The organism is Hymenobacter swuensis DY53 (genome assembly GCF_000576555.1).
GTDB classification, from domain to species: domain Bacteria; phylum Bacteroidota; class Bacteroidia; order Cytophagales; family Hymenobacteraceae; genus Hymenobacter; species Hymenobacter swuensis.
Map to the genome: position 1 here is coordinate 19857 of NZ_CP007143.1, position 21706 is coordinate 41562.

At 52.4% G+C, this 21706-nt stretch carries 28 protein-coding genes; 10 read left to right on the top strand and 18 right to left on the bottom strand.

Translation table 11 applies throughout. The annotated features are described in order from the left end of the window. Positions 1-20: 20 nt before the first annotated feature. Complete coding sequence (locus HSW_RS00085; protein ID WP_044000269.1) at positions 21-680, bottom strand: hypothetical protein; 660 nt, start codon at positions 678-680, stop codon at positions 21-23. A gap of 118 nt (positions 681-798) precedes the next feature. Continuing rightward, positions 799-1140, bottom strand: a complete 342-nt coding sequence (locus HSW_RS00090; RefSeq protein ID WP_044000270.1) for a hypothetical protein — start codon at positions 1138-1140, stop codon at positions 799-801. A gap of 47 nt (positions 1141-1187) precedes the next feature. Between HSW_RS00090 and HSW_RS00095 the strand changes: the two genes are divergently transcribed. Then, positions 1188-1523, top strand: coding sequence for a hypothetical protein (locus HSW_RS00095; protein ID WP_044000271.1), 336 nt, complete (start codon positions 1188-1190; stop codon positions 1521-1523). Between the two features lie 21 nt (positions 1524-1544). Here the strand turns inward: HSW_RS00095 and HSW_RS00100 are convergent, their stop codons facing one another. The 8 genes from HSW_RS00100 to HSW_RS00135 all read right to left on the bottom strand — a co-directional run bounded on the left by HSW_RS00100 (position 1545) and on the right by HSW_RS00135 (position 8461). Continuing rightward, positions 1545-2183 carry a hypothetical protein gene (locus HSW_RS00100; RefSeq protein WP_044000272.1) on the bottom strand — a complete coding sequence of 213 codons (639 nt, stop codon included), beginning with the start codon at positions 2181-2183 and terminating at the stop codon, positions 1545-1547. A 30-nt stretch (positions 2184-2213) separates the two neighbouring features. Continuing rightward, positions 2214-3011 (bottom strand): hypothetical protein, encoded by a 798-nt coding sequence (locus HSW_RS00105; RefSeq protein ID WP_155832724.1) that lies wholly within the window; start codon positions 3009-3011, stop codon positions 2214-2216. Between the two features lie 160 nt (positions 3012-3171). Then, on the bottom strand, positions 3172-5196 hold the full coding sequence (locus HSW_RS00110; protein WP_044000274.1) for a primase C-terminal domain-containing protein: 2025 nt from the start codon (positions 5194-5196) through the stop codon (positions 3172-3174). Positions 5197-5290: 94 nt separating this feature from the next. Further along, positions 5291-6292: a hypothetical protein gene (locus tag HSW_RS24480; RefSeq protein ID WP_044000275.1), complete on the bottom strand. Its 1002-nt coding sequence runs from the start codon at positions 6290-6292 to the stop codon at positions 5291-5293. 12 nt (positions 6293-6304) lie between these two features. Continuing rightward, a complete protein-coding gene (locus tag HSW_RS00120) occupies positions 6305-6718 on the bottom strand; it encodes a hypothetical protein (RefSeq protein ID WP_044000276.1) in 414 nt (137 codons plus the stop codon). Between the two features lie 64 nt (positions 6719-6782). Next, positions 6783-7289: a hypothetical protein gene (locus HSW_RS00125; protein WP_044000277.1), complete on the bottom strand. Its 507-nt coding sequence runs from the start codon at positions 7287-7289 to the stop codon at positions 6783-6785. Positions 7290-7463: 174 nt separating this feature from the next. After that, the gene (locus HSW_RS22260; RefSeq protein WP_052345924.1) at positions 7464-8246 is read right to left on the bottom strand and encodes a KilA-N domain-containing protein; all 783 of its coding nucleotides are present in this window, start codon (positions 8244-8246) and stop codon (positions 7464-7466) included. Beyond that, complete coding sequence (locus tag HSW_RS00135; protein ID WP_044000278.1) at positions 8246-8461, bottom strand: helix-turn-helix domain-containing protein; 216 nt, start codon at positions 8459-8461, stop codon at positions 8246-8248. Before HSW_RS00135 ends, HSW_RS22260 begins: the two co-directional genes overlap by 1 nt. Positions 8462-8526: 65 nt before the next feature. Here HSW_RS00135 and HSW_RS22265 point away from each other — a divergent pair, with 65 nt between their 5' ends. From HSW_RS22265 to HSW_RS24905, 4 genes are all read left to right on the top strand, one after another. Continuing rightward, a complete protein-coding gene (locus HSW_RS22265) occupies positions 8527-9336 on the top strand; it encodes an XRE family transcriptional regulator (protein ID WP_155832725.1) in 810 nt (269 codons plus the stop codon). Positions 9337-9376: 40 nt separating this feature from the next. Further along, entirely contained in the window at positions 9377-9535 is a 159-nt protein-coding gene (locus HSW_RS23910) for a hypothetical protein (RefSeq protein ID WP_155832726.1), read from the top strand. A 247-nt stretch (positions 9536-9782) separates the two neighbouring features. Beyond that, the gene (locus HSW_RS24900) at positions 9783-9917 is read left to right on the top strand and encodes a hypothetical protein (RefSeq protein WP_262489373.1); all 135 of its coding nucleotides are present in this window, start codon (positions 9783-9785) and stop codon (positions 9915-9917) included. Between the two features lie 54 nt (positions 9918-9971). Further along, the gene (locus HSW_RS24905) at positions 9972-10094 is read left to right on the top strand and encodes a hypothetical protein (RefSeq protein ID WP_262489374.1); all 123 of its coding nucleotides are present in this window, start codon (positions 9972-9974) and stop codon (positions 10092-10094) included. 53 nt (positions 10095-10147) lie between these two features. Here HSW_RS24905 and HSW_RS23920 read toward each other — a convergent pair whose 3' ends face one another. The 5 genes from HSW_RS23920 to HSW_RS00165 form a co-directional block, all read right to left on the bottom strand. Then, complete coding sequence (locus tag HSW_RS23920; RefSeq protein ID WP_155832728.1) at positions 10148-11311, bottom strand: hypothetical protein; 1164 nt, start codon at positions 11309-11311, stop codon at positions 10148-10150. A gap of 4 nt (positions 11312-11315) precedes the next feature. Beyond that, positions 11316-13016, bottom strand: coding sequence for a restriction system-associated AAA family ATPase (locus HSW_RS00150; RefSeq protein WP_044000279.1), 1701 nt, complete (start codon positions 13014-13016; stop codon positions 11316-11318). Positions 13017-13020: 4 nt separating this feature from the next. Beyond that, the gene (locus tag HSW_RS22270; protein ID WP_052345926.1) at positions 13021-14688 is read right to left on the bottom strand and encodes a restriction endonuclease subunit S; all 1668 of its coding nucleotides are present in this window, start codon (positions 14686-14688) and stop codon (positions 13021-13023) included. Continuing rightward, the gene (locus tag HSW_RS00160) at positions 14688-16085 is read right to left on the bottom strand and encodes a class I SAM-dependent DNA methyltransferase (RefSeq protein WP_071883027.1); all 1398 of its coding nucleotides are present in this window, start codon (positions 16083-16085) and stop codon (positions 14688-14690) included. The genes HSW_RS22270 and HSW_RS00160 overlap by 1 nt, the downstream gene beginning before the upstream one ends. A 145-nt stretch (positions 16086-16230) precedes the next feature. Continuing rightward, positions 16231-16881, bottom strand: a complete 651-nt coding sequence (locus tag HSW_RS00165) for an integrase core domain-containing protein (RefSeq protein WP_044000281.1) — start codon at positions 16879-16881, stop codon at positions 16231-16233. A 125-nt stretch (positions 16882-17006) separates the two neighbouring features. On the opposite strand from HSW_RS00165, the gene HSW_RS00170 reads away from it, so the two are divergent. The 3 genes from HSW_RS00170 (at position 17007) to HSW_RS00180 (ending at position 18332) form a co-directional block, all read left to right on the top strand. Next, on the top strand, positions 17007-17285 hold the full coding sequence (locus tag HSW_RS00170) for a type II toxin-antitoxin system RelE/ParE family toxin (protein ID WP_044000282.1): 279 nt from the start codon (positions 17007-17009) through the stop codon (positions 17283-17285). After that, positions 17282-17653: a HigA family addiction module antitoxin gene (locus HSW_RS00175; RefSeq protein WP_231501277.1), complete on the top strand. Its 372-nt coding sequence runs from the start codon at positions 17282-17284 to the stop codon at positions 17651-17653. Before HSW_RS00170 ends, HSW_RS00175 begins: the two co-directional genes overlap by 4 nt. A 139-nt stretch (positions 17654-17792) precedes the next feature. Next, the gene (locus HSW_RS00180) at positions 17793-18332 is read left to right on the top strand and encodes a hypothetical protein (RefSeq protein WP_044000283.1); all 540 of its coding nucleotides are present in this window, start codon (positions 17793-17795) and stop codon (positions 18330-18332) included. 50 nt (positions 18333-18382) lie between these two features. Here HSW_RS00180 and HSW_RS00185 read toward each other — a convergent pair whose 3' ends face one another. The 3 genes from HSW_RS00185 to HSW_RS00195 form a co-directional block, all read right to left on the bottom strand. Further along, positions 18383-19024 carry a hypothetical protein gene (locus HSW_RS00185; protein ID WP_044000284.1) on the bottom strand — a complete coding sequence of 214 codons (642 nt, stop codon included), beginning with the start codon at positions 19022-19024 and terminating at the stop codon, positions 18383-18385. 9 nt (positions 19025-19033) lie between these two features. Further along, entirely contained in the window at positions 19034-19600 is a 567-nt protein-coding gene (locus HSW_RS00190) for a hypothetical protein (protein ID WP_044000285.1), read from the bottom strand. Between the two features lie 101 nt (positions 19601-19701). After that, positions 19702-20637 carry a toxin-antitoxin system YwqK family antitoxin gene (locus HSW_RS00195; protein WP_044000286.1) on the bottom strand — a complete coding sequence of 312 codons (936 nt, stop codon included), beginning with the start codon at positions 20635-20637 and terminating at the stop codon, positions 19702-19704. Positions 20638-20826: 189 nt separating this feature from the next. Here HSW_RS00195 and HSW_RS00200 point away from each other — a divergent pair, with 189 nt between their 5' ends. Continuing rightward, positions 20827-21168 carry a type II toxin-antitoxin system RelE/ParE family toxin gene (locus tag HSW_RS00200; protein ID WP_044000287.1) on the top strand — a complete coding sequence of 114 codons (342 nt, stop codon included), beginning with the start codon at positions 20827-20829 and terminating at the stop codon, positions 21166-21168. A gap of 70 nt (positions 21169-21238) precedes the next feature. After that, positions 21239-21604 (top strand): helix-turn-helix domain-containing protein, encoded by a 366-nt coding sequence (locus HSW_RS00205; RefSeq protein WP_081768183.1) that lies wholly within the window; start codon positions 21239-21241, stop codon positions 21602-21604. Positions 21605-21706 lie beyond the last annotated feature (102 nt).

Genomic DNA, 21706 nt, shown 5'->3' on the forward strand with positions numbered 1-21706 from the left:
GGGAGAGGAAGAAGCGGAGACTACCGACGCTTGCGCTTCAGCCGGCGGCGCTCCTGTGCCCGGTTTACCCGCAGGCGCACCAGGGTGGGTGTGTCGGAGGAAACCGGGGCAGGCCGCAGCACAGGGGTAGGTGGTAGCGGCATCGGGCGATTGGCTACCGGTTGGGTGCTGACTGGCGTGACTTCCGGCAGAGTCGGTACAGGCAGCCTTCCAGTCATTGGTTTGCTCTTGCCTAAGCCGGCGGCCCGGGCGTGGCCCTCGTCCTGCAGTCTATTCCATGACGGATCATCCAGGCGGTATTGCAGCGTGCGCTCCTGGCCCAGCACATGGGTGATAAAGCCCGGTAGCGTTTCGGTGAGCAGTACCGAGGCGGCTTGCTCCAATTCTTCCAGGGTCATCCGGCCGATCAGCTCCGGCACCTCGTAGCCGACCCGGTCTTCCAGCGCCTGGGTGCGTTTGTTCACCACGGCCTGCGGGGGCGGGGTGCCTTTGCGAGTTTGGCGCGTGCCGTAATCGCCGAAGCAGGCCAGGTAGAGGTCGTCCGGATGCCACCACCCGTACAGCTGCTCGTTGTAGGCCTGAAGCAGTTGCTGCTGCAGGCGGTAGGCGGAGGCGGGCGTGGGCACTTCCAGGTAGAAAGCCTGGGGGCGTGGACCGGTAGGATGGGAGTAGAGCTTCATGGCAACCGTTCGAGAAGTACTGGAAGGAAGTACACGAAGGTGCGAAGAGCCTCAGGCGGTTACCAGTCTGCAGAGGCTTACTTCCGTACAACCGCTCCGCTAGTATTTCCCCGCCGACTCAGGCAGCGGGCCGGAGGGCAAACAGGCCCGGCGTGGGCGAGGGGGCATCGGCCGGCACCAACACGATCTTCTGTTTGGGGGAGTTGTGGGGGAACACCCGCTCCAGCCGGTAGCCGCTACGAAACTGCCAGGTGGCGCGGTTCTCACTCACGGGCTGGGGGGCGTCCGGCCGCAGGTCCAGCCACCAGGGCTCCGTGGCCGAGCCGGGGCGGAGTTCAGCCACGGGCCCGATGTTGAAGTGCGCGGCCGCGGCTTTTGTCAGCCGTACCCGGCCGTCTCGGTAGATGGTGATATGGCCGGCCTGAGCTACCGGCGTGGTAGAAGACGTGGGCTGAGGCATAAATGGGAAGTTGTGGAGTCTCGGGAGGGCGAGTACCTTCGGGACCTATGAAAAAACTAGTCTTATTGGCGAGCTGCTTACTCGTGTTAAGCGGCCAGCTCGCAGTAGCGGCAGTGGCTGATCCACCTATCGTGATGGTTCGCATATTGGAAAAGGTCGGCTCGGTTCACCTGATCATCGAGCGCGGCACGGATAAGCCAGAAGTGATGGAATTCGAATCCGGGGTAACCGATGATCGCGCGGCCAGCGTCAACAGATCGTACTATGATGTGCTGACCAAGCTGTACCAAAGCGGGTATATCCTACAGGGCACTATTGCGGGGGCACCTACCGCCAACATCACGGTAAGCACGCTGATTTTCGTGAAGCCTTCCAGGCCCTAGACGCCCTGAGGACTATGAGGACTATAACAGGTCCAACATCTCCTGCAAGCTCCCCCGGGTGCTGGCCAGATGCTGCACGCGCGCCATATCCTCCGCGTAGGTGGTGGCAAACAAGCTCTGCTCGGCCGCTTCCATAACGGTACGGTTACCCTTCCGCAGCAGCTCACTGCGGGTCATGGGCCGGCTGGTCCCATCGTCGTTGAGGTAGAGCAATACCCCATCTTTGGCCTCTACGTCGCGTTCGGCCCGATCGGCGGCTACTTCCGGTAGTAGTTCGATAAAGCGTAGCAGCGCTGGGCTTAGGGTCCGGCAGGAGATGTTGGCGCCGCCGGTCAGATACCCCAGGATATCCGTGTAGGGGTCGTAGGGTAGCTCGGGCACTTCCATCTCTTCCGTGAACTCGTAGCCGAACTCCTGGTAATGCTCCGGCTCGGTTCCGTCTAGGCCGTGCCGGCAGGCCTGGGCAATGTGGTCCAGGCTGTCGCAGTGGTCGTCGATTTCCGCCTGCAGGATGGTGGCCTGCCCGACGCTTTTGGTATAGTGGTCGAAGGTCTCCGGGGTGAACTCGTACTGGTCCAGGCGCAGCAGGCGGTTGACGAAGTAGTTGGCGCGGATGGCGAGGTGGCCGTAGACGGTTTCGAGGTGATTGATCTTGCTCATGGGAAGGGTTGTGTTTTGTAGTGAAGGGAATTACTCTGCCAGGCCGGCAAAGCCTCGGGGGGCTTCGAAGCGGGGGATTTCGTGCACGATCGTGTTGAGCCAGCCGTGCAGCTGCAGGTAAAGAGGCAGAGAATCCTGGGGCATGGTGTGGTAGATCTGGGCCAGCTCCTCGCACTTGGTGAGCACGGCGTTGAACTCGGCCGTCAGGTTGTCGTTGACGATGTCCTCGTTGAGCTCGTCCTCGATCTGGTCGGCCAGCGACATCGGCACCAGTTCGCCGTCGGGCTGCACCTGGGTGATCGTGATGTCCTTGCCCACGACCTGGGAGAAGAATTTGCGTAGCGAGAGCTCGGTCTGCGTGGCCACGGCGTGGGTGTAGACGGCGTAGTCCTGCGCGCGGCTCGTGCCGATGCGTTCCCCCTGTTCGTCGCTGCTGGCAAAGAATTGCGCCAGGTCGTGGTGCAGGGTGTAGGGGGCTAGGCTCTCCGGATCGTCCTTGTAGGCGACCTTCCAGACTTGTCCTTCCTCGTCGAAGCCGTCGGGCTCCCAGTCGGATTCGTCGTCACTGCCGAACTCGTCAATGGTGCGCATGCGGTTCTCGGCCGCGTAGCGGGTCAGATCCAGCTCGTAGGTGGTGAGGAAGGTGGTCAGCAGCTGCAGGGCCCCGGTCACGCTGCGGTGCAGCCCGTGCAGGGAGTTGCTGAGCACTGTCATCTCGTAGTAGCGGCGGGCCTGGTCGGAGATGGGGTACTTGGGGAGTTTGCCTGCTTCCTGCTGGGTAAACAGGGCGTTGCAGGCCCGCATGGACTCGCGGGGGACCGTAACCATGTCGAAGGTGGAGAGTCCGCGCAGGTAGGCGTTGAAGAGTAAGGCCAGGTTGTCGGTGGCCGTCAGGGGTTCGAGGATGCGGTGGCGCATGGGTAGAATGAGGTATGATGGAAGTTGGGAAGTGGTCCACGCTCGTGGACTACCTGGGTGCTGTGAAGGCCTAGAAGGGATCGTCGTCCTTGGCCGCCTGGCGAGCTTTCTTGTTGTATTCCCGGAGGAAGGCGTCGTGGTCGGGGTAGTTGATCAGCGGCGCCGGCGAGGGGGCGAAGGACTTGCGCAAGCCGTCGAACTCCAGCAGCTGGTTGAGCATCTTGCCCGAGCCCCGCTTGTTGTAGTACTTGACGTGGGCCAGGTGGGAGCAGTACTGGATGTTTTCCGGGGTGCTGCGGATCGTATCGATGATGTTGGCAAAGCAAATGCTGAAGTCGGAGTTGTCGAGAATCTTCTCCGAGCCCCGCACGAACGGTCTGGCGTCGCGGGTGTGGGCCGCGCAGGCTTTGGTGGTGTGGCAGATCAGCAGGATGAAGAGGTTGTAGCGTTTGGCCAGCTCCTTCAGCTCCAGCGTAGCGCGGCTGTAGCGCTCGGTCTCTTCGCCCTTTCCTCCCATGGCCGACAGCCCGTCAATGGCCAGCCCGTCCAGCGAGCCGTAGAGTTCGATCGTCCGCTGGATGTCCCGCTCGTAGTCCTGGGTGGTCTTGCCGCCGTTGCTGGTCAGGATCAGCTGGTCGGCTACGGTTTGCGAACCCATCCGTAGCAGCTCCCGGGTCTGCTCTTTGTTGCCGCGGGCCATGGTCTGCAGGTGCCGGCTGGCCGATATCCCGTCTTCGGCTTCGAAGTACATGTCCAAGAAGCGGTTGACGGTTTCGGGCTTGCCCATCTCCATGCTGGAGTACAGGAACCGGTTGCCGTAGCCCAGCACGTTCTGGGCGATGATGTTCTGCAGGAAGTAGCTCTTGCGCGTTCCCCCGGAGCCGATGAGCACGGCCAGCTTGCCCTTCAGGCTCATCTCCTGGTCCTCGTCGATTTCCGGCAGCAGGCAGGTCATCGGGCTGGGGGCCTGGGTGTAGTAGTCCAGCCACTCCTCCGTCCAGTCCGACCAGATTTCCACCTTGTCGCCGCTGGCGGCTTCGGGCGTGAGTACTGTGGCGGCGGCCTGGCCCTTGGTGCGGGTCGTGCGGGTGAAGGCCGACTTGACGATCTGGCGCACCTCGTCTTCCGGCAGAGGGTCGGAACCGGAGAGGTTCACACTTTGCACCAGCTGCAGCACGTGGCTTTCGTAGAGCTCCGAGTGGTCGAACAGGTGGCAGGCCTGGCGGAACAGGTCGTTGTTGCGATTACCCGGGGTAGGGGGCGCGAAGAAGTCCCGGTCAATGGGCCCGCTGCCGCGGCCGGCTGACTTACTGCCCACGGTGGCCTTGGTGAAGGCCGCCACGTCCAGCGTGCGGGCATACTCCCACAAAGCAGCGAGGTCGGGAATGGGGGTTTGGGCCGTGAGCTTGGCTTCGGGCTTGTAGTCGGGCCGGGGAGCATCCGCCAGCGAGAGGATATGCTCCAGTGGGAGCGTCAGCAGCTCCTGGCTGGTCAGACCGACTTTGTAGCGGCCCTTCTTGTTGCGGGAGTTGATGACCCGAAACAGGCGGTTGTTGTTGTAGATGCCCAGATCCACGTCGGCGAACTGGCTGCCGGCCTGCTTGGCTTCGTAGGCCTTCGTCTGGAGCTCCGAGAGCGTGAGCTCGTGGCACTCGGCCAGCAGTCTTGCAGCGAGCACGTTGAGCTGCAGGGGCAGTTGGGGAGAGGGAGCGAACCCGCCGAACAGGCTTTGGTGCAGGCCGACGTGAAAGCCCTTGCTGCCCGAAAAGCACAGGAACAGCTGCTTAGGCGAGAGCTGGAAGCGGTTGTAGAGGCGCCGCAGTAGGTCCCGAGTCGCTTCCAGGCTGCCGGGCAGGTCGCCGTCCCGGTCGATGTCGAAGTACAGGAACTCGGCGAAGTAGCTGCCGGCAAAGCCTGAGACGGTGCTCTTGCCGGTTGTGGGGTCGCGGTTGACTTCCAGGTGCTCGTAGATGGAGTTATCGAAGCCGAACAGGCTCAGGTAGAACTCCTCGTCGGTGGGGGTCAGCTCGATCTGGGATTTGGGTTGCACGAGCCCCCGGTTGGTGAGGGCGCCGCGGACGATTTCGTAGTTCACGGGCGGTTGGGGATGAGGTGGAAAGATGGACAGGGCCGTAGAGGCTACTTTTCTGCCCGCTGTGAGCCTCAGAGGCCTTTGGGCGGGGTAGTGGCTAGCTTGCGGCCGTTTCGCGCTTCCTGCGGTTACGCAGCCAGCTTTGCACGGTGAGGTTGGCTGATTCGTAGTCAGTGAGTAGAGTCCGGCGATTTTGCATGTCCAGCAGCACGCCGGTGATTTCACCGCTGCCGTGCTGGCGGGTCAGCTTGACCAGCTGGGCCGGTAGCAGGGGTTCGGCCATCGAGAAGACCTTGGGCAAGGGGTTGTCCTGTTCCCAGGTCACGAACTTCTCCCAGGTGGTCCGGCCGTCGTCGTCGAGCTCAGCCACGAGTTCCGGCCAGCGGGAGTGGAGTGGTGGTGGGGCCGTGGTTGGCACCGACCGGGCGGCGCGGCCCTTGCTGGGTCGTTTGCCAGAGGTAGTCGGGGGCTTTCGGGGCGGTGGGGAGGAAACGGGTTCCGGGCTGGCAGCCTGTTCTTCCCCGGTTCGATCCCAGGAGGGCTCCTGCTCCAGGCTGGTTGTCTGCTCTTCCCCGATTCGATCCCGACAGGAGTCTCTGGGTGGATGACCCTCACCTTCTTCCAAATCAAAACTTGGATCACGCTCACTCGCCGTGACAGCGTTAGCTGTCTTTTCTTTTGTTTCGTTTAGTTTAGTTTTATGTAGTAGCGGGGTTCCAGGGGGGGAAAGGGGTGGCGAAAGGGTAGGGGAAAGGGGTGGCATAAGGGGGGTGTTTTTCTTACCCCTTTCGGTTTCTTCTTCCTGTTGCTGCTCTTCCGCATCCAGCAGATAGTAGGTCGTCGTGCGCCCCCGGCCGTCCCCGTTCCGAAAGTCAATCAGGCCGGCTTGCTTTAAGCGGTTGCGGGCCGTAGTGAATGGGTCCTTGGTCTTGAGTCGCAGCTTCATCAGCAGTTCGTCTACTGAGAAGTTGAAGGGATTCTTCCACCCTAATGCGTTGCTGCGCTCCAGTAGTCTGAAGTACACGGCGATGTCATTGGGGGTGAAGGAATGCTCCAGATCCTTGGCCCAGAACTGATTGATCAGACTGAGGTAATTCATCGGGCCCGGCTGTTAAGCAGCCTGGGGAAGCGAAACCGGCTGCTTGACCAGCGCCACGGCGGCCCACTCCTCCGGGCTGACTTCGATGCCGCACTCATCGACGCCACGCTCCACGTAGGCAGCCTGCTCCAGAATCCACATCTCCAGGCGGCTCAGGTCCTGCTCTACCTCTTCAATGGCAGCCAGGATAATCTTCTCCATCAGGCCGGTATCGGCCATCAGGCGCACCTTCTGGTGCTGGGTGCGGATAACGAGCTCTCCGGGGTTGATGCACTCAAACAGGGCTTTGTGTAGTTCGAGCTTCTGGGCGTATCGGGCCCGGTAATCGGCCAGTTGGTCGGCGGAGGTGTGCACGTGGTGGCTGTGAAAGCCTTTGGTTTGCTGGTGCTGCAGGAGCTCGACGGCGGTGAACTGGGGCTTTTTCATGCGTTGGATGGAGTCGATGAGGTAGATGGGATAGAAGTGACGAGCGGATTCGAACTCGCGCTGATCAGCTGATGCGCTGGCGCTCTTCCGGAATCTGGCCGACGGCCGTAGCCCGGCGGCGGCCTTTGGGTTCGGCCAGCGCTTCTTCGGCCGGGATGAGCGGGCGCATGACGGCTTCGGTCATCGGCAGGCCCGTGTGGCCGACCGGCGTCAGCAGCAGATTCAGCATCTGGATGCGCCGCAGGCTTTCTCCTTCCTTGTGCAGGGCCTCGTGGGTGCGGACGATCACGGTCGATTGCTGATCACAGCGCTTACCGACCAGCGTGTAGAGGTCTTCGGCTACCTGATGGGCGGCTTCCTCATCCACGCGCACTGTGACTTCGCGGGTCTGGCTGCGGATCGTTACCTCGTAGATGCCCTCGTCCTGGGCATGGCAGATATCCTCGTGCAAGTCCAGGAGCATGCGCAGTACCTGCTGGGCCCGGGCGATTTCACGGGGGAAGAAGTTGGCCTCGTGGGCCGCATGGGTCTGCTCGCCCAGCTTTTGCAATTGCTGATGAATCGTTTTCATGGGATGCGATTGGAGGTTGATAGGGGAGAGAAGGAGGCAGAGCCTGCGTTATGCTTTGATGAAATCAGTAGCCAGTGCTAGGTGTGCTCGCCGGCACCGGCCACCTTTGCCGCATGCTTCCTTCAGGCGAAGGCAGCGAGAGGGGTGACGTCCAGTCGGGATGGCACCCTTCGTCTATTGTGGGGAGCCCGAAGAGCGGGGGCGGCTGCCTTCCTCGTGGGAAGTGATCATGCGGGCCACCGACTGCGCCGCCCGCTTGCACTCATCGGCGCACTGCTGATTGCCGCGGGCCTGCACCCGCTCGATGCCTTCGGCCGCCAACAGCTCGGCCAGGTGAAGGCCCACCAGCTCCTTCTCGCTCATGTGCTCGCGGGGGTTGGCCTTCTCCGGCAGGTTCTTGCGCACCCGGATGTCAGCAGCCTCCCCACCCCACAGCGGCTTATAGGTAGCGTTGGTGCAGAGCCGGTAGCCGTGCTTCTGCACGCCGTGGCGGGCCAGTACCGACACCAGACGCCCCCGAGTGGCCTTGCCCAGGAAGCGGGCCCGGATCTGTGCCTCCGTGAAGCCGCGCCGGCGGTAGGCCGCCTCGGCCCGGTCCAGGATCTTGTCGGGGTTCTTCTGCTCGGCCTGGCGCTCGAAGAAGACTTGGTTGACGGCTAGGTGCAGTTCCGGGGACAACCACTTGGCGTAGGAGAGCGCCAACGTCTGCTGGGCGTAGGTACCACCGTAGCGGCCGGCCTGGGAGGCGATCAATTCTAATTGCCCCATTTGTGGGGTAATTAGATTCCGGGCCACTTCCAGCAGTTCCTGGGTGGATTCGCGCGCCAGCCACTCGGCCGGCTTCTTCTTGCGCGGGCTTTTGGCGGCCTTCCACAAGTCGGTCATACTCACCCGGCCGGAGTCGTCGCGGCGGATGATCACGCCATTGAAGGCGAAGGGGATGGGGGCCGCGTTCATTAGGCGGCCGCGTTAAGGGTAGCCAGGTCTTTCGCCGTGTCCAGCGCGCCGCACTCGCGGGCAATGCGCATGGCCTCGATCACGACTGGATTACCGGGTTTGCAACGCTTAAGGGCGTCCCCGACGGCCTGCCGGCTCATGTTGAGTTTTTCGGCGATCTGGCTTTGGGAGCCACGCGGGAGTAGATCCGAGAGTTTCTGTGCTCTGTCTTGCATGGTGTCTAGAATTACTTACTTTTGCCCGTCATTCACTTGACAAACCAAACATACGCAAGAAATTCTTGACAAGCAAGAGCAACGACAGCATTTCTCTACAAGAAAAGCAAGTTTCTTTAGCAAGGGCAAGTTTTTATCAACATTTTGCTAAGAACATGTTTCTCAAAGAGCTAAGAGAGCAAGCAGGACTCACACAGGCTGAACTGGGAGAGAGAGTTGGCTTGACACGTTCGGCCATCTCAAATATTGAGAAAGGCAAGAACGGAGCCCGTCAATCTACGCTTAGCTTACTCGCGGAAGCTCTTGGCTCTACTGTTGAGGAAATCTTGACAGGCAGTAACACTAGTGACTCTCGCCATGCTGCTGTAGCAGCATTCAAGAAGCATCAGCAAAATCAAAACAATGTGCAAGCGGTGGGCTTCCTGGCCGACATGGTTGCCGTTGACCTTCCCTTTGTTTCCTTCCGTGCCCGCGCTTCCTTTATAGAACTGGGTATGGGAGTTCAGCATCCCGACAACTTCGAGACGCTACGCTTATATGTGAATAGCGAGGAGGATGCAGCGCGCTATACCGGCGCGCTAGTCTTCGAAGTGGAAGGGGACTCAATGGAGCCACTTCTCCGTACTGGGGAAAAGGTCATTGCCTGGCAGGTTCCAGAAGGTAAGTGGGAGCAGGTCTATAATCAAGTATGCGTGGTGGCATACGACGACACAGTTACTATAAAGGCTGTGCGTGAGAATGAGCTGTTCACGCGCAACCTGCTCACTCTGTATGCTCAGAATCCTGCAGCTGGTTTCCTACCAGTGCAACGGCAGCAGATACAGAGTCTGTGGCGGGTAGAGGAGTTCTTTGACCGGCCGAAGATTCGTCTGTGAGGCGGCGGTCTAAAAGGTGGTTTTCGTGTATACTGGTGGTATGATGCAGATGATGCAGATGACGTTGATGCACGCTAAATGTGGCAGCAGCGCCCTGCGCAAGAACGGGACGAGCAATGACAAAGCCAAGTGCTTGTACACGTTCTGTCGCCACCAAGCCGTGTTTGCGCCGGCGGCCCCGCGCAAAGCAGCGCAGTAAGCGCACGTAGAGAAGAAACTGCTCGAAAGTGTCTCGCAACGGGCCGCGTGCGCCTGACTGGGATAGACCGCATGACCGTAGCCAAGTTGGCAAAAAAAGCGCAGGTCAAGCCCCCCCCAGCACCCCGTTGCCGCGGCGGATGAAGGAACTGGAAGCGAATGAGCTGTGGACGTTTGTGGTCCGCAAACAGCACAAAAAATGACTGTGGCTGGCCGTCGAGCGGCACTCGCGCCTCATCGTGGTCTGAGTGCTTGGCTCACGCGGCCGCGCCACGGCTCGGCGCCTGTGGCGGGCCCTGCCTAAGCACTACCACACCGGCACGTGGTACTACACCGACGAGTGGGAAGCCTACCAGGACGTGCTGCCCAAACGCGCCCATTAACCCAGCGCCAAAGCCAGTGGGCAGACCAGCATCGTCGAAGCCATTAACTGCTCCTTGCGCCAGCGCTACGCCGTGCTCGTGCGCAAGTCCTGCTCCTTCAGCCTCTCCCTAGCCATGCACCACGTCCGCATTCAACTCGTCATTAACGAGCATAATCGACGGTGCACCATTTATTAGACCACCGCCAAATTTCCTAACCTTTTCACTCTGTTAAAACAGGTCATATACTGTCAATCATAATCTGTGCTGTTTATAAGTGGGTTAGGATTAGTGGCTAAAGGAGAGGAAGTAGTCAACACTAGATTAGATAAAAAGCTTTGGTCTTGTAGTATCCATTTATGAAAAATGTTTTCCAACAAAATACCTGTCGCGTTTCTTAAAGCAAAAGGTGTAATGTTACACTCATTTGAGATGTAACCGTCGACAATATCTTCTGCTTGTTGTAAAGTTTGGCCCTTTATCTTTTTCGATAACTGGCCTATATAGTAGTTGCTTTTATTTGAAATGTATTCAGAGTACCTGCTCAATATATTGAAAACGTTAAGCCAAGTAGTTGCTCTAGTTGAAAAATTTGGGTCCGATGGATGATTGCAAGACATATTAACAGTCCATTGGCCTTGGACTCCTGCAGGAGGCAATGTGCATGTTAAGGAAAAAACGAAAAAACTGTAAGGGTCATCACCAGTGGAATAGGGATAGAACGCTAGGGTTCTCACTTTCCTGCTTTTGTCTAGATAAAGTAAGGGTCGAGTATCCTTTATAGTATTACAAGCATCGCAAATAGGTATTAAGTTTTTTAGATTTATTGAAGAGAAAACGAATAAGGAATCTCCCTTAGGTAGAATGTGATCGAATGGTGGGCGACCCTCTGATTCTATTAATTTATAATCATGAATACCGCAGAAAGGGCAAACCAATAGTGAGCCCTTCGTAGAAAATTCTGAATTCTTAATTTCTGTGAAATATTCCCCGAAACTTACATCTCCAATTTTTTCAAAGAATGTGCTTGTTTTTGATGACAGCTGGCTTTTGTACAAGTGTAAAAATAAATTATTCAAAAACAACTCACGCTTAGGAAAATCTTTGGCTATGGGAATATTAAGCATATTCCCTTGCTCATCAGTCATTGACTCAAAGAATAGCTCAATTTTATTAGCTAAAGTAAAAGCATATATAATATCATTTTTTTCTGAAATATCAAAATCTTCGACAAATTCTTTAAGACTTTTTTCTAATACTTGCAATGAGTTTGAGGTATACGAGTACCATTCTGGGAACTGCGAACTTTTATCGAATTTACTTGGCGAATTATCTTGCACATATTGAAAGAAGTGCACAAGTAGTTGATGCAGCTTGCCAATATCTGATTCGATAGGTTTTACAAAATAAAGCATGATACTATTTCTTGAACATAGATGCTTTCTTTTCGTAAGCTTGGATAATAAATATCTTTTGCGTAGAATCTCCTAGCATTCTAATTCTTTGTTCAAATTCGTTGCATTTTTGTTCCCATTGGTCTGCTGAATTGACCTTCTCAATTTCGTCTGATAACGCTATTATATCATTGAATGAACGTTTCGCAATTTGTTGTTCAAAATGGTCAACTTCTGATGAAACTTGCTGGAAAACCTCATCGATGACATTGTTAAATGTGGCACCGTAAGTCTCTTTTGAAGACCGCTCAAAGCTGACAACTGGACCCTTTCGCTCGAATTTGAATACATTATAACCATGAATGTCAGATAGAATGAATGGTGAATGAGTGGTTAAGACGAACTCAATCTTCTTGTTTACAAGGCTTTTGTCAAGCTCATAGAACAGCGTACTACGCCAAACCGGATTGAAATGTGTGTCAGGCTCATCTAGCAAGTAGAGCAAATCTCTTGCTGGATATTTCTCATCAAATAATAAGATTCCGCCTACGATATGAATGAATTGGTGCTCGCCGTCACTTAGCTTTTCATACTCTGTTCTAACTAGCGGCTCTGTGATAACCAGCTCGATTTTCTCAATACTGAAAATCTTGTCCAAGGATGCTATCTGAGGAAAGCGTAAAAGCTGGCCTTTGCCTCTTCGCTTGCGCAACGTATTTCTATAGCTGCTTGGAACACATAGTGTATTCAATAAATTGAGTTTCGTCAACGCATCAAAGAGTTTTTGCGCTGTTCGGAATTTTTCTTCGAAAAGTTTTTTTGTGGCGTCATTTACAATGAAATCCAAAATATACGTATCACCCTTAGGTGACTTGTTTATCTCGGTTATTGAGGCGCAATCCTGTAAAGCTTTTATAAAACTTTTTAGCTCACTGGTTACTTCAACAGCGCCAGCGCCAGCCATATTGTCTAACTTTATGTTTATTCTGAAGCTGTTCATACGCTTTATGCGCACAGTATCTCTGAAAGATTTTAATTTATTATTAGGTAATAATAAAAAGTTTGACACGACAATTGCAGCGTTTGAATCATAGTTTAGTAGCAATAGGTTAGGAGAGGGAATTTTTTCATTTTCCGTCAAATTACTTGGAATGGATGGCTCAACTTCTATTTGGTCTTCTTCCCTAGCTGCTTTTGCCACCTGTCGAGCATAATAATCCTGTAAGTCAACAAAAGGAAGCGTCAAAAGGTCATTAAGGCCAGAAGTATAGGCAATGACTAGGGGAATATATTTTCTCGCCTCTTCAAGAGGAATTATTACATTTTCCAAACTATTGAACAAATCGTGCACCTGTTCTTTCTTGTAGAATAAGATGTTTTTCTTATCATTTTCATTTCTAGATATCGTAACTTCATGCTCTTTGCCTTCAACCGTTATTTTGTACCTTATTTCAAAAAGCACGTAATCCTGCTTTTTGTTGTCGGCATATGCAAAATAATTTGGCTTAAAATGCTTGTATAGTCTATTTTCGCTTAAAAAATATTCCTCTACTTCAAAGAATATATCTGCGATAAGTTCGAGAAAATTAGACTTGCCGCTGCCATTCAGCCCGACAAGGCCAATAGGGTCTAAGTTTTCCTTTAGTAGTTTATGCTTTGGGAAAGCTTGCTCAAATGGTTCTAAGCTCCTATAGCGACTGATAAGCTTCAAGTATTGCAGTTTCATGCCTCTATTTATTGAGTGCAAAGTGAATACTTCCGTCTTTAATAACAGATAAAAAGAAAGGTTTTTCTTCCCCTGAATTTAATGGTTCTTGAACTAATTCTTGGAATAGCGAGGAAAAATCATCATAATCGAAATTGCGTACATTTCCACTGATCTTAGACCTAAGTTCATCTATGTCACTTCTGTTAAGATGACTTTTTGACTCGTACATTTCTAGTGCAAATTTCTTAATTTGCTCTTTAATGTCTTCTTGCTCGATGCCTTTCATTGAAGAGATTAACTTAGGTAAGTTTTTAAGCAATAATTTATTCGACTCTCTTATTTCCTTTGTCAGAATTGTCTCTCTTGCAACCTCTGCTACAATGTCACTGGTGGTTGATTGATGCTGCTGTCTTGAAACAAAATCAGTTTCAAAGGCTGCGTTCAGTAATGCCTCTTCCGACTGCTTAATATTTCCTTTTGCCTTCTCGTGCTGAGCTTGAGCATCTCGTGCGTAAGCTAGAAGAGCATCGATTCTATCTGCAGCAGCTACTTGTTTGTGGTAAGAAGGAATAGGGATATTAATACTCTTAATATCCGAGAGGCTAAGTCCAATAATAGCGTCACCACTCTGCTTATCGGTAAGTTGACTTTGGCAGTAACTGGACTGCAGGGCATACGCTAAGTACTTGGGATAGTACTCCTTCTTGGGGCGGGCTAGAGCAAGGTGCTGGTTGATGTATGCTTCGCCAAGATTATCAGGTACTACCGCGATTAGGATTAGCTCACCACTGATAGAAATCAAAAGGTCTCCAGTTTGCACAGCTGTACGCGCTCTATCGACTTCGTCCGGAAGTTGAACCTTGATAATGTTCTCCAATTCCAGTTGCAACGAGGTCCGGGCCAGATTGCCAATCCGAAGAAAAAAAGCTCCTTCAGGTGCGTAATAGCGCGACCAGTCTCTTGCTCCACTCGTGACATACTCGAAGATGTCACCTGTACTGGTCAAGTTCGCGTCACTGCCTTCCTGCAGTTCACTAGTAACTGCATCCTGCAAAACAGATTGGCGAAAACGGATTAGATGAGCGGCTACTTTCTGTAGCTTATTTTTAGCAAGATTCAGTTCTTTTTCGACTCTCTCTATTTTGGCAATGATAAGTTCCTGCTCAGCCATAGGCGGAATAGGAACTTCTAATGCAGATTTTAATTCAACAAAGCTTAGGTTTCTTAGAGAAACAGTAGCTTTTTGGAACGGCTCTAACAGATTGTTTTGGTAAGCATGTTTGAAAAAATAGTATAAGAACTTGGGATGTAAAACGGTTTGGGGGACACGAATGGCGCGAAAAAAATTGGAATAGTGTAACGGCTGATCAGATGCATTCAGCGCCTGCTCATCAACTAAGGAAACACGCCCAACTTGTTGTTCTTGTGAACCGCCTGCAATTTCGAGCAGTATGTCACCGCTGCGAAGGCTTTTGTTGACGAGTACACGCTTCTCGATAGCCCTAGTTGTTGCATACTTGCCTTTATATAGTTGCCAATCAGCTATATCAGTTGCTCTAAATACGCGGCACAAGGTCCACACTTCAGAGTTTGCTAGCTTCCTAGCATCTTTTCCCCAGTCGCCTGCTTTATCCTCTATGAGCAGGTCGGCGAGCGGTAACTTGTGCCAGTGTGTGGGATATAGCGCCATTAATTGCCTTCAAGTAAGTCCTTTATTGAGGCGATGATGCTGTTCAAGCTATCCAATTCGCTCAAAGTATCTTCAATGTACGTGATGGGTTTTTGCAGTTCTCCGTCATTAATGAGAGAATTGTCTTCTATCCATGAAAAATCTAAACTGTAATTATTAGCCGCAATATCAGCTAATGTAAACTTGCGAAACCGTTCAGACTGAGTGCGCTTACCTTTGCCATTGGGGTCAGAACCGTATGCTTCAACGAAGGCAGCAAAGTGCTGGCCGTAATCCAATGGACGTGATTTCTTAGTGATACCTGGAACATTTGAGCGACTATCGTATACCCATAGCGATTTAGTTCCGCTCCCTTTCTGTAGGAAGACAACGCAAGCTCTTACGCCGTTTGCATACGGTGTAAAAGTGCCTCTGGGAAGCTTAAGTATAGTGTGAACTCTGCACAGATTCTCCGTAATTAGTATTTGCCACACCTCTCGGGCCTTGGCATCTGTCAGAGCGCTGTCAGGAAGGACGATAGCTGCACGGCCGTGCTCGGATAGGACCTCGTAAATATGTTGAATAAAGTTTATTTGTATATTACTCGTTTCTACTGGAAAATTTCTTAGTTTGGGTATGCCGATGGATCCACGAGACCCAAACGGAGGGTTGGTAAGGATGCAGTCGTACTCTTCCCCTAGTAAGTCGCCATCGTAGATAGAGTCTTTAAGGCTAATATTGGCTTCTATGTCGTGCAGGAACATGCTCATTAGTCCTAGCCGAAAGGGTCTCACCACCAGCTCCTGTCCATAGTAAGCACTGCGTCTAATGTAGTCTTTATCAGCCTGCTTGACTGCACCGCTGTGTAATCTACTCCATTCTGCTGCCACTGTTAAAAATCCAGCAGTTCCGCATGCTACATCTGCAATCTTGCTTCGCCGCCCTTCTAGTGGGTTAGGCTGCATTACATTTACAATGGCCTGAATGAGAGGACGCGGCGTAAAGAATTGACCAGCTCCTTTCTTACCTTCGTTAGCCGTGCGTTCTAACAGGCCCTCAAAGGCTTCTCCTTGTACATCTTTACCCAGTTTTGTCCACCCAATTTCTTCTATCCCTTCGACAATCTTTTTCAGGCTTGCTGCATTTTTAATTTTCGAAATGGGCTCTTGAAAAATTTGACCTAGTATACCGGGCTCACCACGCAAAATATTAAGAGCTGTGTCATAATAATCAGTTAGAGCCTTACCGCTCAAAGTCAGCATGTCGCGCCAGTGACAGTCGGCAGGGACTTCAATGGACCCTTCGTCTGCCATTTTTAAAAAGAGAAGGTAAGTTAATTGCTCAACATAATCGGCATAATCCATCCCATCGTGACGGAGTATGTGGCAGAAATTCCAAAGCTTATTAGTTATATCCACAAGTGTTGTCAGTTACTTCCCATAAGGGGTACTCGCTTCTTGGCAAGGGTTCTCAGCTTTTGGCCAATAGGCCAAAGGTAGGCTTTGCTAGTATATTTAGCCTAAATAATTACCAAACACTAAGTATCAATATGAGGTGCTCTAGCTAAGCTGGACACTTTTCGGATGTGGGTTGGAGATGGGTTTGGAAGTAGTCAGGTGAGCGGTAAGCGAGAGCGGAGCGGCGCCGCTCACCGTTATAATAAGCAACGTAGTGCGCCAGTTCGAGGCGGGCTTCTGCCAAACCGGGGAAGCTACCGCCGTCAAGCAACTCGGTTTTGACACGAGCGTCAGTGGCCAGCTGCAATACCAGCGGGCTCGTACGCACCGTACTGCCGAACGCATTCGTTACCTGCACACTGCTCATGGAGGTGCGCTCTGTCTCCTGAGGTGCCTGGCCACCGAGGAACTTGAGCAGCTGAAATAGACCCAGCGTGTGGCCACCATCCCAGAGAATATCCAGGATGCGGCTGAGCGTGCTCGTGTCAGTGCCGGCGAAAAGAGGAGTAGCATCTACTGGGGTGGTTGTAGTCTGCAGGTCCAGGTTGATCGTTAGGGAGCCCCGCTTGGCGGCCCGAAAGTGCAGGTGCACCGGTGGGTTGTCGTGGCTGAGCCGGTGGTTGATCTGCTCGACCAGGTTGCTCAGAGCAAGTAAGACTGGGGCTAGGTCACGGGTGTCCATTAGGCCTTCGCGTAGGCTAGGGCCGTCGTAGATTATTTGAAAGCCAACGCGGGTGTATTGACCTGATTGCTGCATACATCAATTTATTTTTCAGAGAAATTTGGAACGTGGAACGTTACACGTTACATTTGCAAAAGCATCGTACATTAGGAGCCTAAAGCAATATCCTATGAGACCGTTATTCTTAACTCAACATTACTATGATTCAATCAGTAAAGGGCAAAGCCCTAAAATTGTACTATTATAAGAACGATACATCGAAATTGACAGCGGATCACATCCCTAGAATCAATTCAATACTGTCGCAGTTGAATGCGGCAACGATGTCTGAGCAAATGAATATGCCAGACAGTGATTATCACCGATTGAAAGGCAAGCTGAAGAACTTTTATTCCGTCAAAGTCAAAGCTAACTGGAAGATCATCTTTCGTTTCAAAGATGGCAACGCCTTTGATGTGAAGTACATTGACTACCATTGATCAACACCAATTTTAACCAAAAGGAGTTCATGTTTATGTTCACTCCTTCTCATCCTGGTGATCTCCTCCGCGAAACCCTCGCTGGACTATACAAGGAGACAGGACAGAGACACACCATAGAAGAAATTGCCGATGGACTTGGCACTACGCGCAAGACACTGTCAGCTATCATCAACAAGCGGCAGGGCATCACCCCTGAAATGGCACTGCGATTAGCAGCTGCTTTCCGCAATACTACAGCCGAGTACTGGCTCGATTTACAGAAGCTGTATGACCTTTGCCAAGCACGTAGAACAGTCTCTGTTGAGAATGTGCGCGTGTTATGGGACCCTACAGAGCGTAAATCGAACAAAGGCCAAAAGATATAGTATCGGCTGATCACTGTAAATAGAAAGCCCCGGCCAATTGGCCGGGGCTTTCTATTTACAGTGATCAGCCGATACCAAAGAAGCTACTGAAGCCGTTGTCTTACTCCATTACCTACCGATACTACTAACATCTTTTCCTATGGCTTCTACAGAAGATCAACACGCTACCCATCCTACTCAAGTGCCACACAACACTCTACAACTGTTAGTATCAGAGGTTCGAGACGTCAAAATCAATGCTTACTATGGCGAGCCTCGCTTCGATGCGGCTATCCAACCTGTAATGTGTGACTTCGACATTGTGCGGGGCGACAATCCTGCACGGTTTTATGTCCGCCTGACGGTGGCCATGCCTAACAGCCGCAAATCGAATACGTGTCTCTCCTTCTCTATCAGTTTGGTCACTGAGTTTGAGTGTCGGACAGGCTCAACACCGTTCAACATCCCGGATGTTGAAGAGCAAAAATGGCATTTTTTCTCCAGTGGGCTAGGTGTTGCCTATGGTGTAGCAAGAGGCTACTTAGTGAATTACCTGGCCCCCACCTATTATAGAAATTACATCCTGCCGATCATAGATTTGCAAGTGCTCTTCGATCAGAAGTACGCTCCCAAACAGATGCCAGAGGTTCCTACCGCTAACACCCCTGAAGTACCTAAGCGCATTGGGCGTAAGCGCTGATGATCCCAAGTACACTGCACGCTGCCGTTTTTAGCTCATCTCACCAGCTTCTACAGCTTCTCTGCTGCCTGCTTCACGCGCATCTCTTTATCACGCCGTTGCTTATCGCTCATCGGCATACTGGAGAACAGAACAGTAAAATCTGGCTCGTACGCATGAACCGATAGTAAGATGGTCATCGTGTTTCCTGACCACAAATAATCACGATCTTCCTCCAAATCACTCTCATCATCACTCTCATCATCACTCTGGGGACTATAAGGAATGCCGTACGCTTCCATCAGCACCTTCACCACTTCCTGGGCATTGGTTGAACCAGTTGCTGTTATGTAGATATTGGCGAGTTGTCCTTTATAAAAGCAATACTGGATCGCCTTCAACCTCGCATTACCTAATATTTTGTTCTCTGCTATTTTCTCATAGATGGAAATGCCGTCTCTCGATCCTACAAGTTTTAGGCCCTTGACCTGAGCAACAGGAGTCTCAAAACGTAACCCACGAAAGCCATACCGCTTGTCCATTTCGGCTGAAAAGCCAGCTAAAGCAGGAGCATCTGCAACAGTATCGACAGTGGCTGTAATGAAGCGCGCAGTATCAGTCAAGAACTTAGGCTTCTCCGAGGTGAGCCAGTCCTGGGCCTGAGTAGTGGTGGAGAGAAATAAGACCAATCCAAAAGGGTATAGGTATTTCATAAGCTGTAATTACGTCAGATCATCCGTTGGTTTGATGACTTCATCAGCGAGCCCACCGGGCTTTCTTTTGGATGGACGGGCTTTCTTGCTAGGTTGTTCAGATGGAGTATCCCGTCTCTTCACTTCCGCAATTAGCGCATCTGGATTTATTGCTGGCAAGATGAAAGCAGGCCAAAGGGAACCTTGAAAGCGGGTCAGCAGATGTCCACGAGTCAGCCCAATTGCCAAGCTTACACAAGTGCTGAACGGTTCCATCTCTATATCGAGGAAGCTGGGCATGCTTACTTGCTTGGCTTCCAAGTCCAGCAGCATGAACTCCGTGGTTGTCGAGATATGAAAGAACTCCTTCATCTGGCCGTCAGTAACGAGGTGATAGCCTATGATAAGGAATGCCACTGATGCCGTGTCTTTCGATCTTTCGTGAGGCAGGATCGTTATATCTGCCTTGAACCGCATTTGACTAATCTTGGGCATCGGCCCATCTAGATCCTGGCTAAAACCAATCACATGGCAAACGATGGGTTGCAGGGCACTTACGGGAATGGATACCGAAACGGGCTTAGCTATTAAGCTCATGAATTTATTCTAGTAACATGTATAAACAGATTCTCGCGGCTGTACTAACCGTCGAGTCCTCGTTTTTAGTGCATCTGCCAGTAATACTGCATTAATACCTTCTACTGCCGACTAGCCACCAATGCGCTCACGGTTAGCTTCAGCTTAGCAGAAGTGCGCAGGTTGTCATTCTGTGCTGCGAAGTATAGCCGCTTGGTACCAGCAGGAACCAGTAGCTCCCGCGTTTCCTGGGCCCGGTTCACGGCCTGCTGATAACACTGTGCGGGAGCTGGCATAGTACCCTTTGTTGCGTACGTGAGGAACGGTTGGGTCAACTCCTCATCATCGACGATAAAGAACCGGCACTTGGTTGCGACGGAAGCAGCCGGTTGGCGCTCGGTACTGAGTGCCTTTGCCCCAGCTGACAACATCAACGCGGGGCCCAGCCCGGTGGGGGCACTAGCCAGGGCGGCCGTCAGAGTGATGGCCGTTGTCCAGTTCACGGGCGGCTGGTCTTCGTCCCGGATATCGAACTTATACACTACGCCGACTGTGCCCTCCGGCAGGTCAATCGGAATGACTTGCCGTGAGCTGCCATTGTTGTAGTAGGAATGCAGCTTCACACCGTCTGTACTCAGCACTTCCTGCCAAGTATACGTCAGCTTGATTTCCTTACCGTCCTCTTTCCATTCTCGGTAGTCGCTGCCCTTCTGCCCCTGGGCAAACGTGCCCTTGAAATGCAGCTGGCCGTTTTCATACCACCCGGTGCACAGACCCGTGGCCACATCCGGGCTCTCACTGGCCACCTTGCCTTCGAACTGCTTCTTCCACGAAGGGTAGAAGTAGTCTCGGACAGTACCAACCGTCTTGCCTTCTGGATTACGTCGGGCGATGCGTGCATACACCCGGTCCTGTGGCTCCATCGTTTGCTCCCAGTCGTGATCGAAATAAATGGTGTCCTGCCGAGTGGTGACAGCGGTAGCGGTCTTGGTTTGAGCGCAAGCCTCGTGAAGGGATAGAATGCTACCAAAGAGCAGCAGAGAGTAGAGTTTAACCATCAGTATTAGTCTAACTAGTTGCACCAAAACTACACAATGCGCCAGTAATTCTAATGCAGATACAGTATCCTTATATGGAAACTTTACGTATATTTGTACTGTCAACCAACAGTCATCACATCGATCATATCAGTTCATCTAAAGCGCACAATGTCATGTTCAACTTGAAAAATCTATACCCTCCGCCCCATGGCCAACACCATCAGCGTCCGCTTAACGGACGACGCGCGCACCTTCCTTCACCAACTAGAAAAGGAAGTCCGGATTAAATTCGGGGTTTCCATCCGTAGAACGCAGGACGGCCAGACTGGCGACTGGTTCAAGAAACTAGTCGGCACCGATCTCTACGAGTTCCGGGTTGATGCTCCCAACCACACGTACCGCCTCTTTGCCTTCTGGGATAAACGAAACAAAGCCAACACGCTCATTGTGTGCACACATGGCCTTGACAAGAAGACCCAGAAAACACCGGCTGCTGACCTGAAAAGGGCCGAACGCATCCGCTCACAGTATTTTGCTGACGGTTCATAAATCGTCACTCTGGCTGTGTTTTGATTGTTATCAATCACAAAGGCCTCATCTCACCTTTTCCTGAACATCCATGGTTTCACCTCAAAAGAAACACAAGAAACAGACATCTCCTCCTGCTCCATCTGCTCCTATTTCTGACCTCCGCACAATCGCTTTCAGTGATCTGGAGGACGAACTCTTCGGAGCACCCGGCACCCCCGACCGGGCGGAGTATGATGCGGCCCTCGAACTTGCGATGATCCCGAGCGCCATCAAAGCGTATCGCCAGCAGCATAACCTCACTCAAGCCGAACTCGGCGAACGGGTAGGCGTGCAGAAGGCCCAGATCTCCAAGCTGGAGCGTAACGCCTCGAATGTGACCCTCGATACCCTACGCAAGGTGTTCGGGGCTATGCAGACAGTCGTCAAGATTCAGTTAGTACCACAAGCACAGTAAAGGAGCCCCGACCATCCGGCCGGGGCTTTTTGTTTATTAACAGTTACACACTACAAAGAGAAGCACCGCCGTTGGCAGGTACATTCTCACTTTACTATCCAC

Excerpts from the sequence above, each read along its gene's own strand:
- HSW_RS00085 (WP_044000269.1), bottom strand. The coding sequence starts at position 680 with ATGAAGCTCTACTCCCATCCTACCGGTCCACGCCCCCAGGCTTTCTAC.
- HSW_RS00090 (WP_044000270.1), bottom strand. The coding sequence starts at position 1,140 with ATGCCTCAGCCCACGTCTTCTACCACGCCGGTAGCTCAGGCCGGCCAT.
- HSW_RS00095 (WP_044000271.1), top strand. The coding sequence starts at position 1,188 with ATGAAAAAACTAGTCTTATTGGCGAGCTGCTTACTCGTGTTAAGCGGC.
- HSW_RS00100 (WP_044000272.1), bottom strand. The coding sequence starts at position 2,183 with ATGAGCAAGATCAATCACCTCGAAACCGTCTACGGCCACCTCGCCATC.
- HSW_RS00105 (WP_155832724.1), bottom strand. The coding sequence starts at position 3,011 with ATGGTTACGGTCCCCCGCGAGTCCATGCGGGCCTGCAACGCCCTGTTT.
- HSW_RS24480 (WP_044000275.1), bottom strand. The coding sequence starts at position 6,292 with ATGAATTACCTCAGTCTGATCAATCAGTTCTGGGCCAAGGATCTGGAG.
- HSW_RS00120 (WP_044000276.1), bottom strand. The coding sequence starts at position 6,718 with ATGAAAAAGCCCCAGTTCACCGCCGTCGAGCTCCTGCAGCACCAGCAA.
- HSW_RS00125 (WP_044000277.1), bottom strand. The coding sequence starts at position 7,289 with ATGAAAACGATTCATCAGCAATTGCAAAAGCTGGGCGAGCAGACCCAT.
- HSW_RS22260 (WP_052345924.1), bottom strand. The coding sequence starts at position 8,246 with ATGAACGCGGCCCCCATCCCCTTCGCCTTCAATGGCGTGATCATCCGC.
- HSW_RS00135 (WP_044000278.1), bottom strand. The coding sequence starts at position 8,461 with ATGCAAGACAGAGCACAGAAACTCTCGGATCTACTCCCGCGTGGCTCC.
- HSW_RS23910 (WP_155832726.1), top strand. The coding sequence starts at position 9,377 with ATGATGCAGATGATGCAGATGACGTTGATGCACGCTAAATGTGGCAGC.
- HSW_RS23920 (WP_155832728.1), bottom strand. The coding sequence starts at position 11,311 with ATGCTTTATTTTGTAAAACCTATCGAATCAGATATTGGCAAGCTGCAT.
- HSW_RS00150 (WP_044000279.1), bottom strand. The coding sequence starts at position 13,016 with ATGAAACTGCAATACTTGAAGCTTATCAGTCGCTATAGGAGCTTAGAA.
- HSW_RS22270 (WP_052345926.1), bottom strand. The coding sequence starts at position 14,688 with ATGGCGCTATATCCCACACACTGGCACAAGTTACCGCTCGCCGACCTG.
- HSW_RS00165 (WP_044000281.1), bottom strand. The coding sequence starts at position 16,881 with ATGCAGCAATCAGGTCAATACACCCGCGTTGGCTTTCAAATAATCTAC.
- HSW_RS00170 (WP_044000282.1), top strand. The coding sequence starts at position 17,007 with ATGATTCAATCAGTAAAGGGCAAAGCCCTAAAATTGTACTATTATAAG.
- HSW_RS00180 (WP_044000283.1), top strand. The coding sequence starts at position 17,793 with ATGGCTTCTACAGAAGATCAACACGCTACCCATCCTACTCAAGTGCCA.
- HSW_RS00185 (WP_044000284.1), bottom strand. The coding sequence starts at position 19,024 with ATGAAATACCTATACCCTTTTGGATTGGTCTTATTTCTCTCCACCACT.
- HSW_RS00190 (WP_044000285.1), bottom strand. The coding sequence starts at position 19,600 with ATGAGCTTAATAGCTAAGCCCGTTTCGGTATCCATTCCCGTAAGTGCC.
- HSW_RS00195 (WP_044000286.1), bottom strand. The coding sequence starts at position 20,637 with ATGGTTAAACTCTACTCTCTGCTGCTCTTTGGTAGCATTCTATCCCTT.
- HSW_RS00200 (WP_044000287.1), top strand. The coding sequence starts at position 20,827 with ATGGCCAACACCATCAGCGTCCGCTTAACGGACGACGCGCGCACCTTC.
- HSW_RS00205 (WP_081768183.1), top strand. The coding sequence starts at position 21,239 with ATGGTTTCACCTCAAAAGAAACACAAGAAACAGACATCTCCTCCTGCT.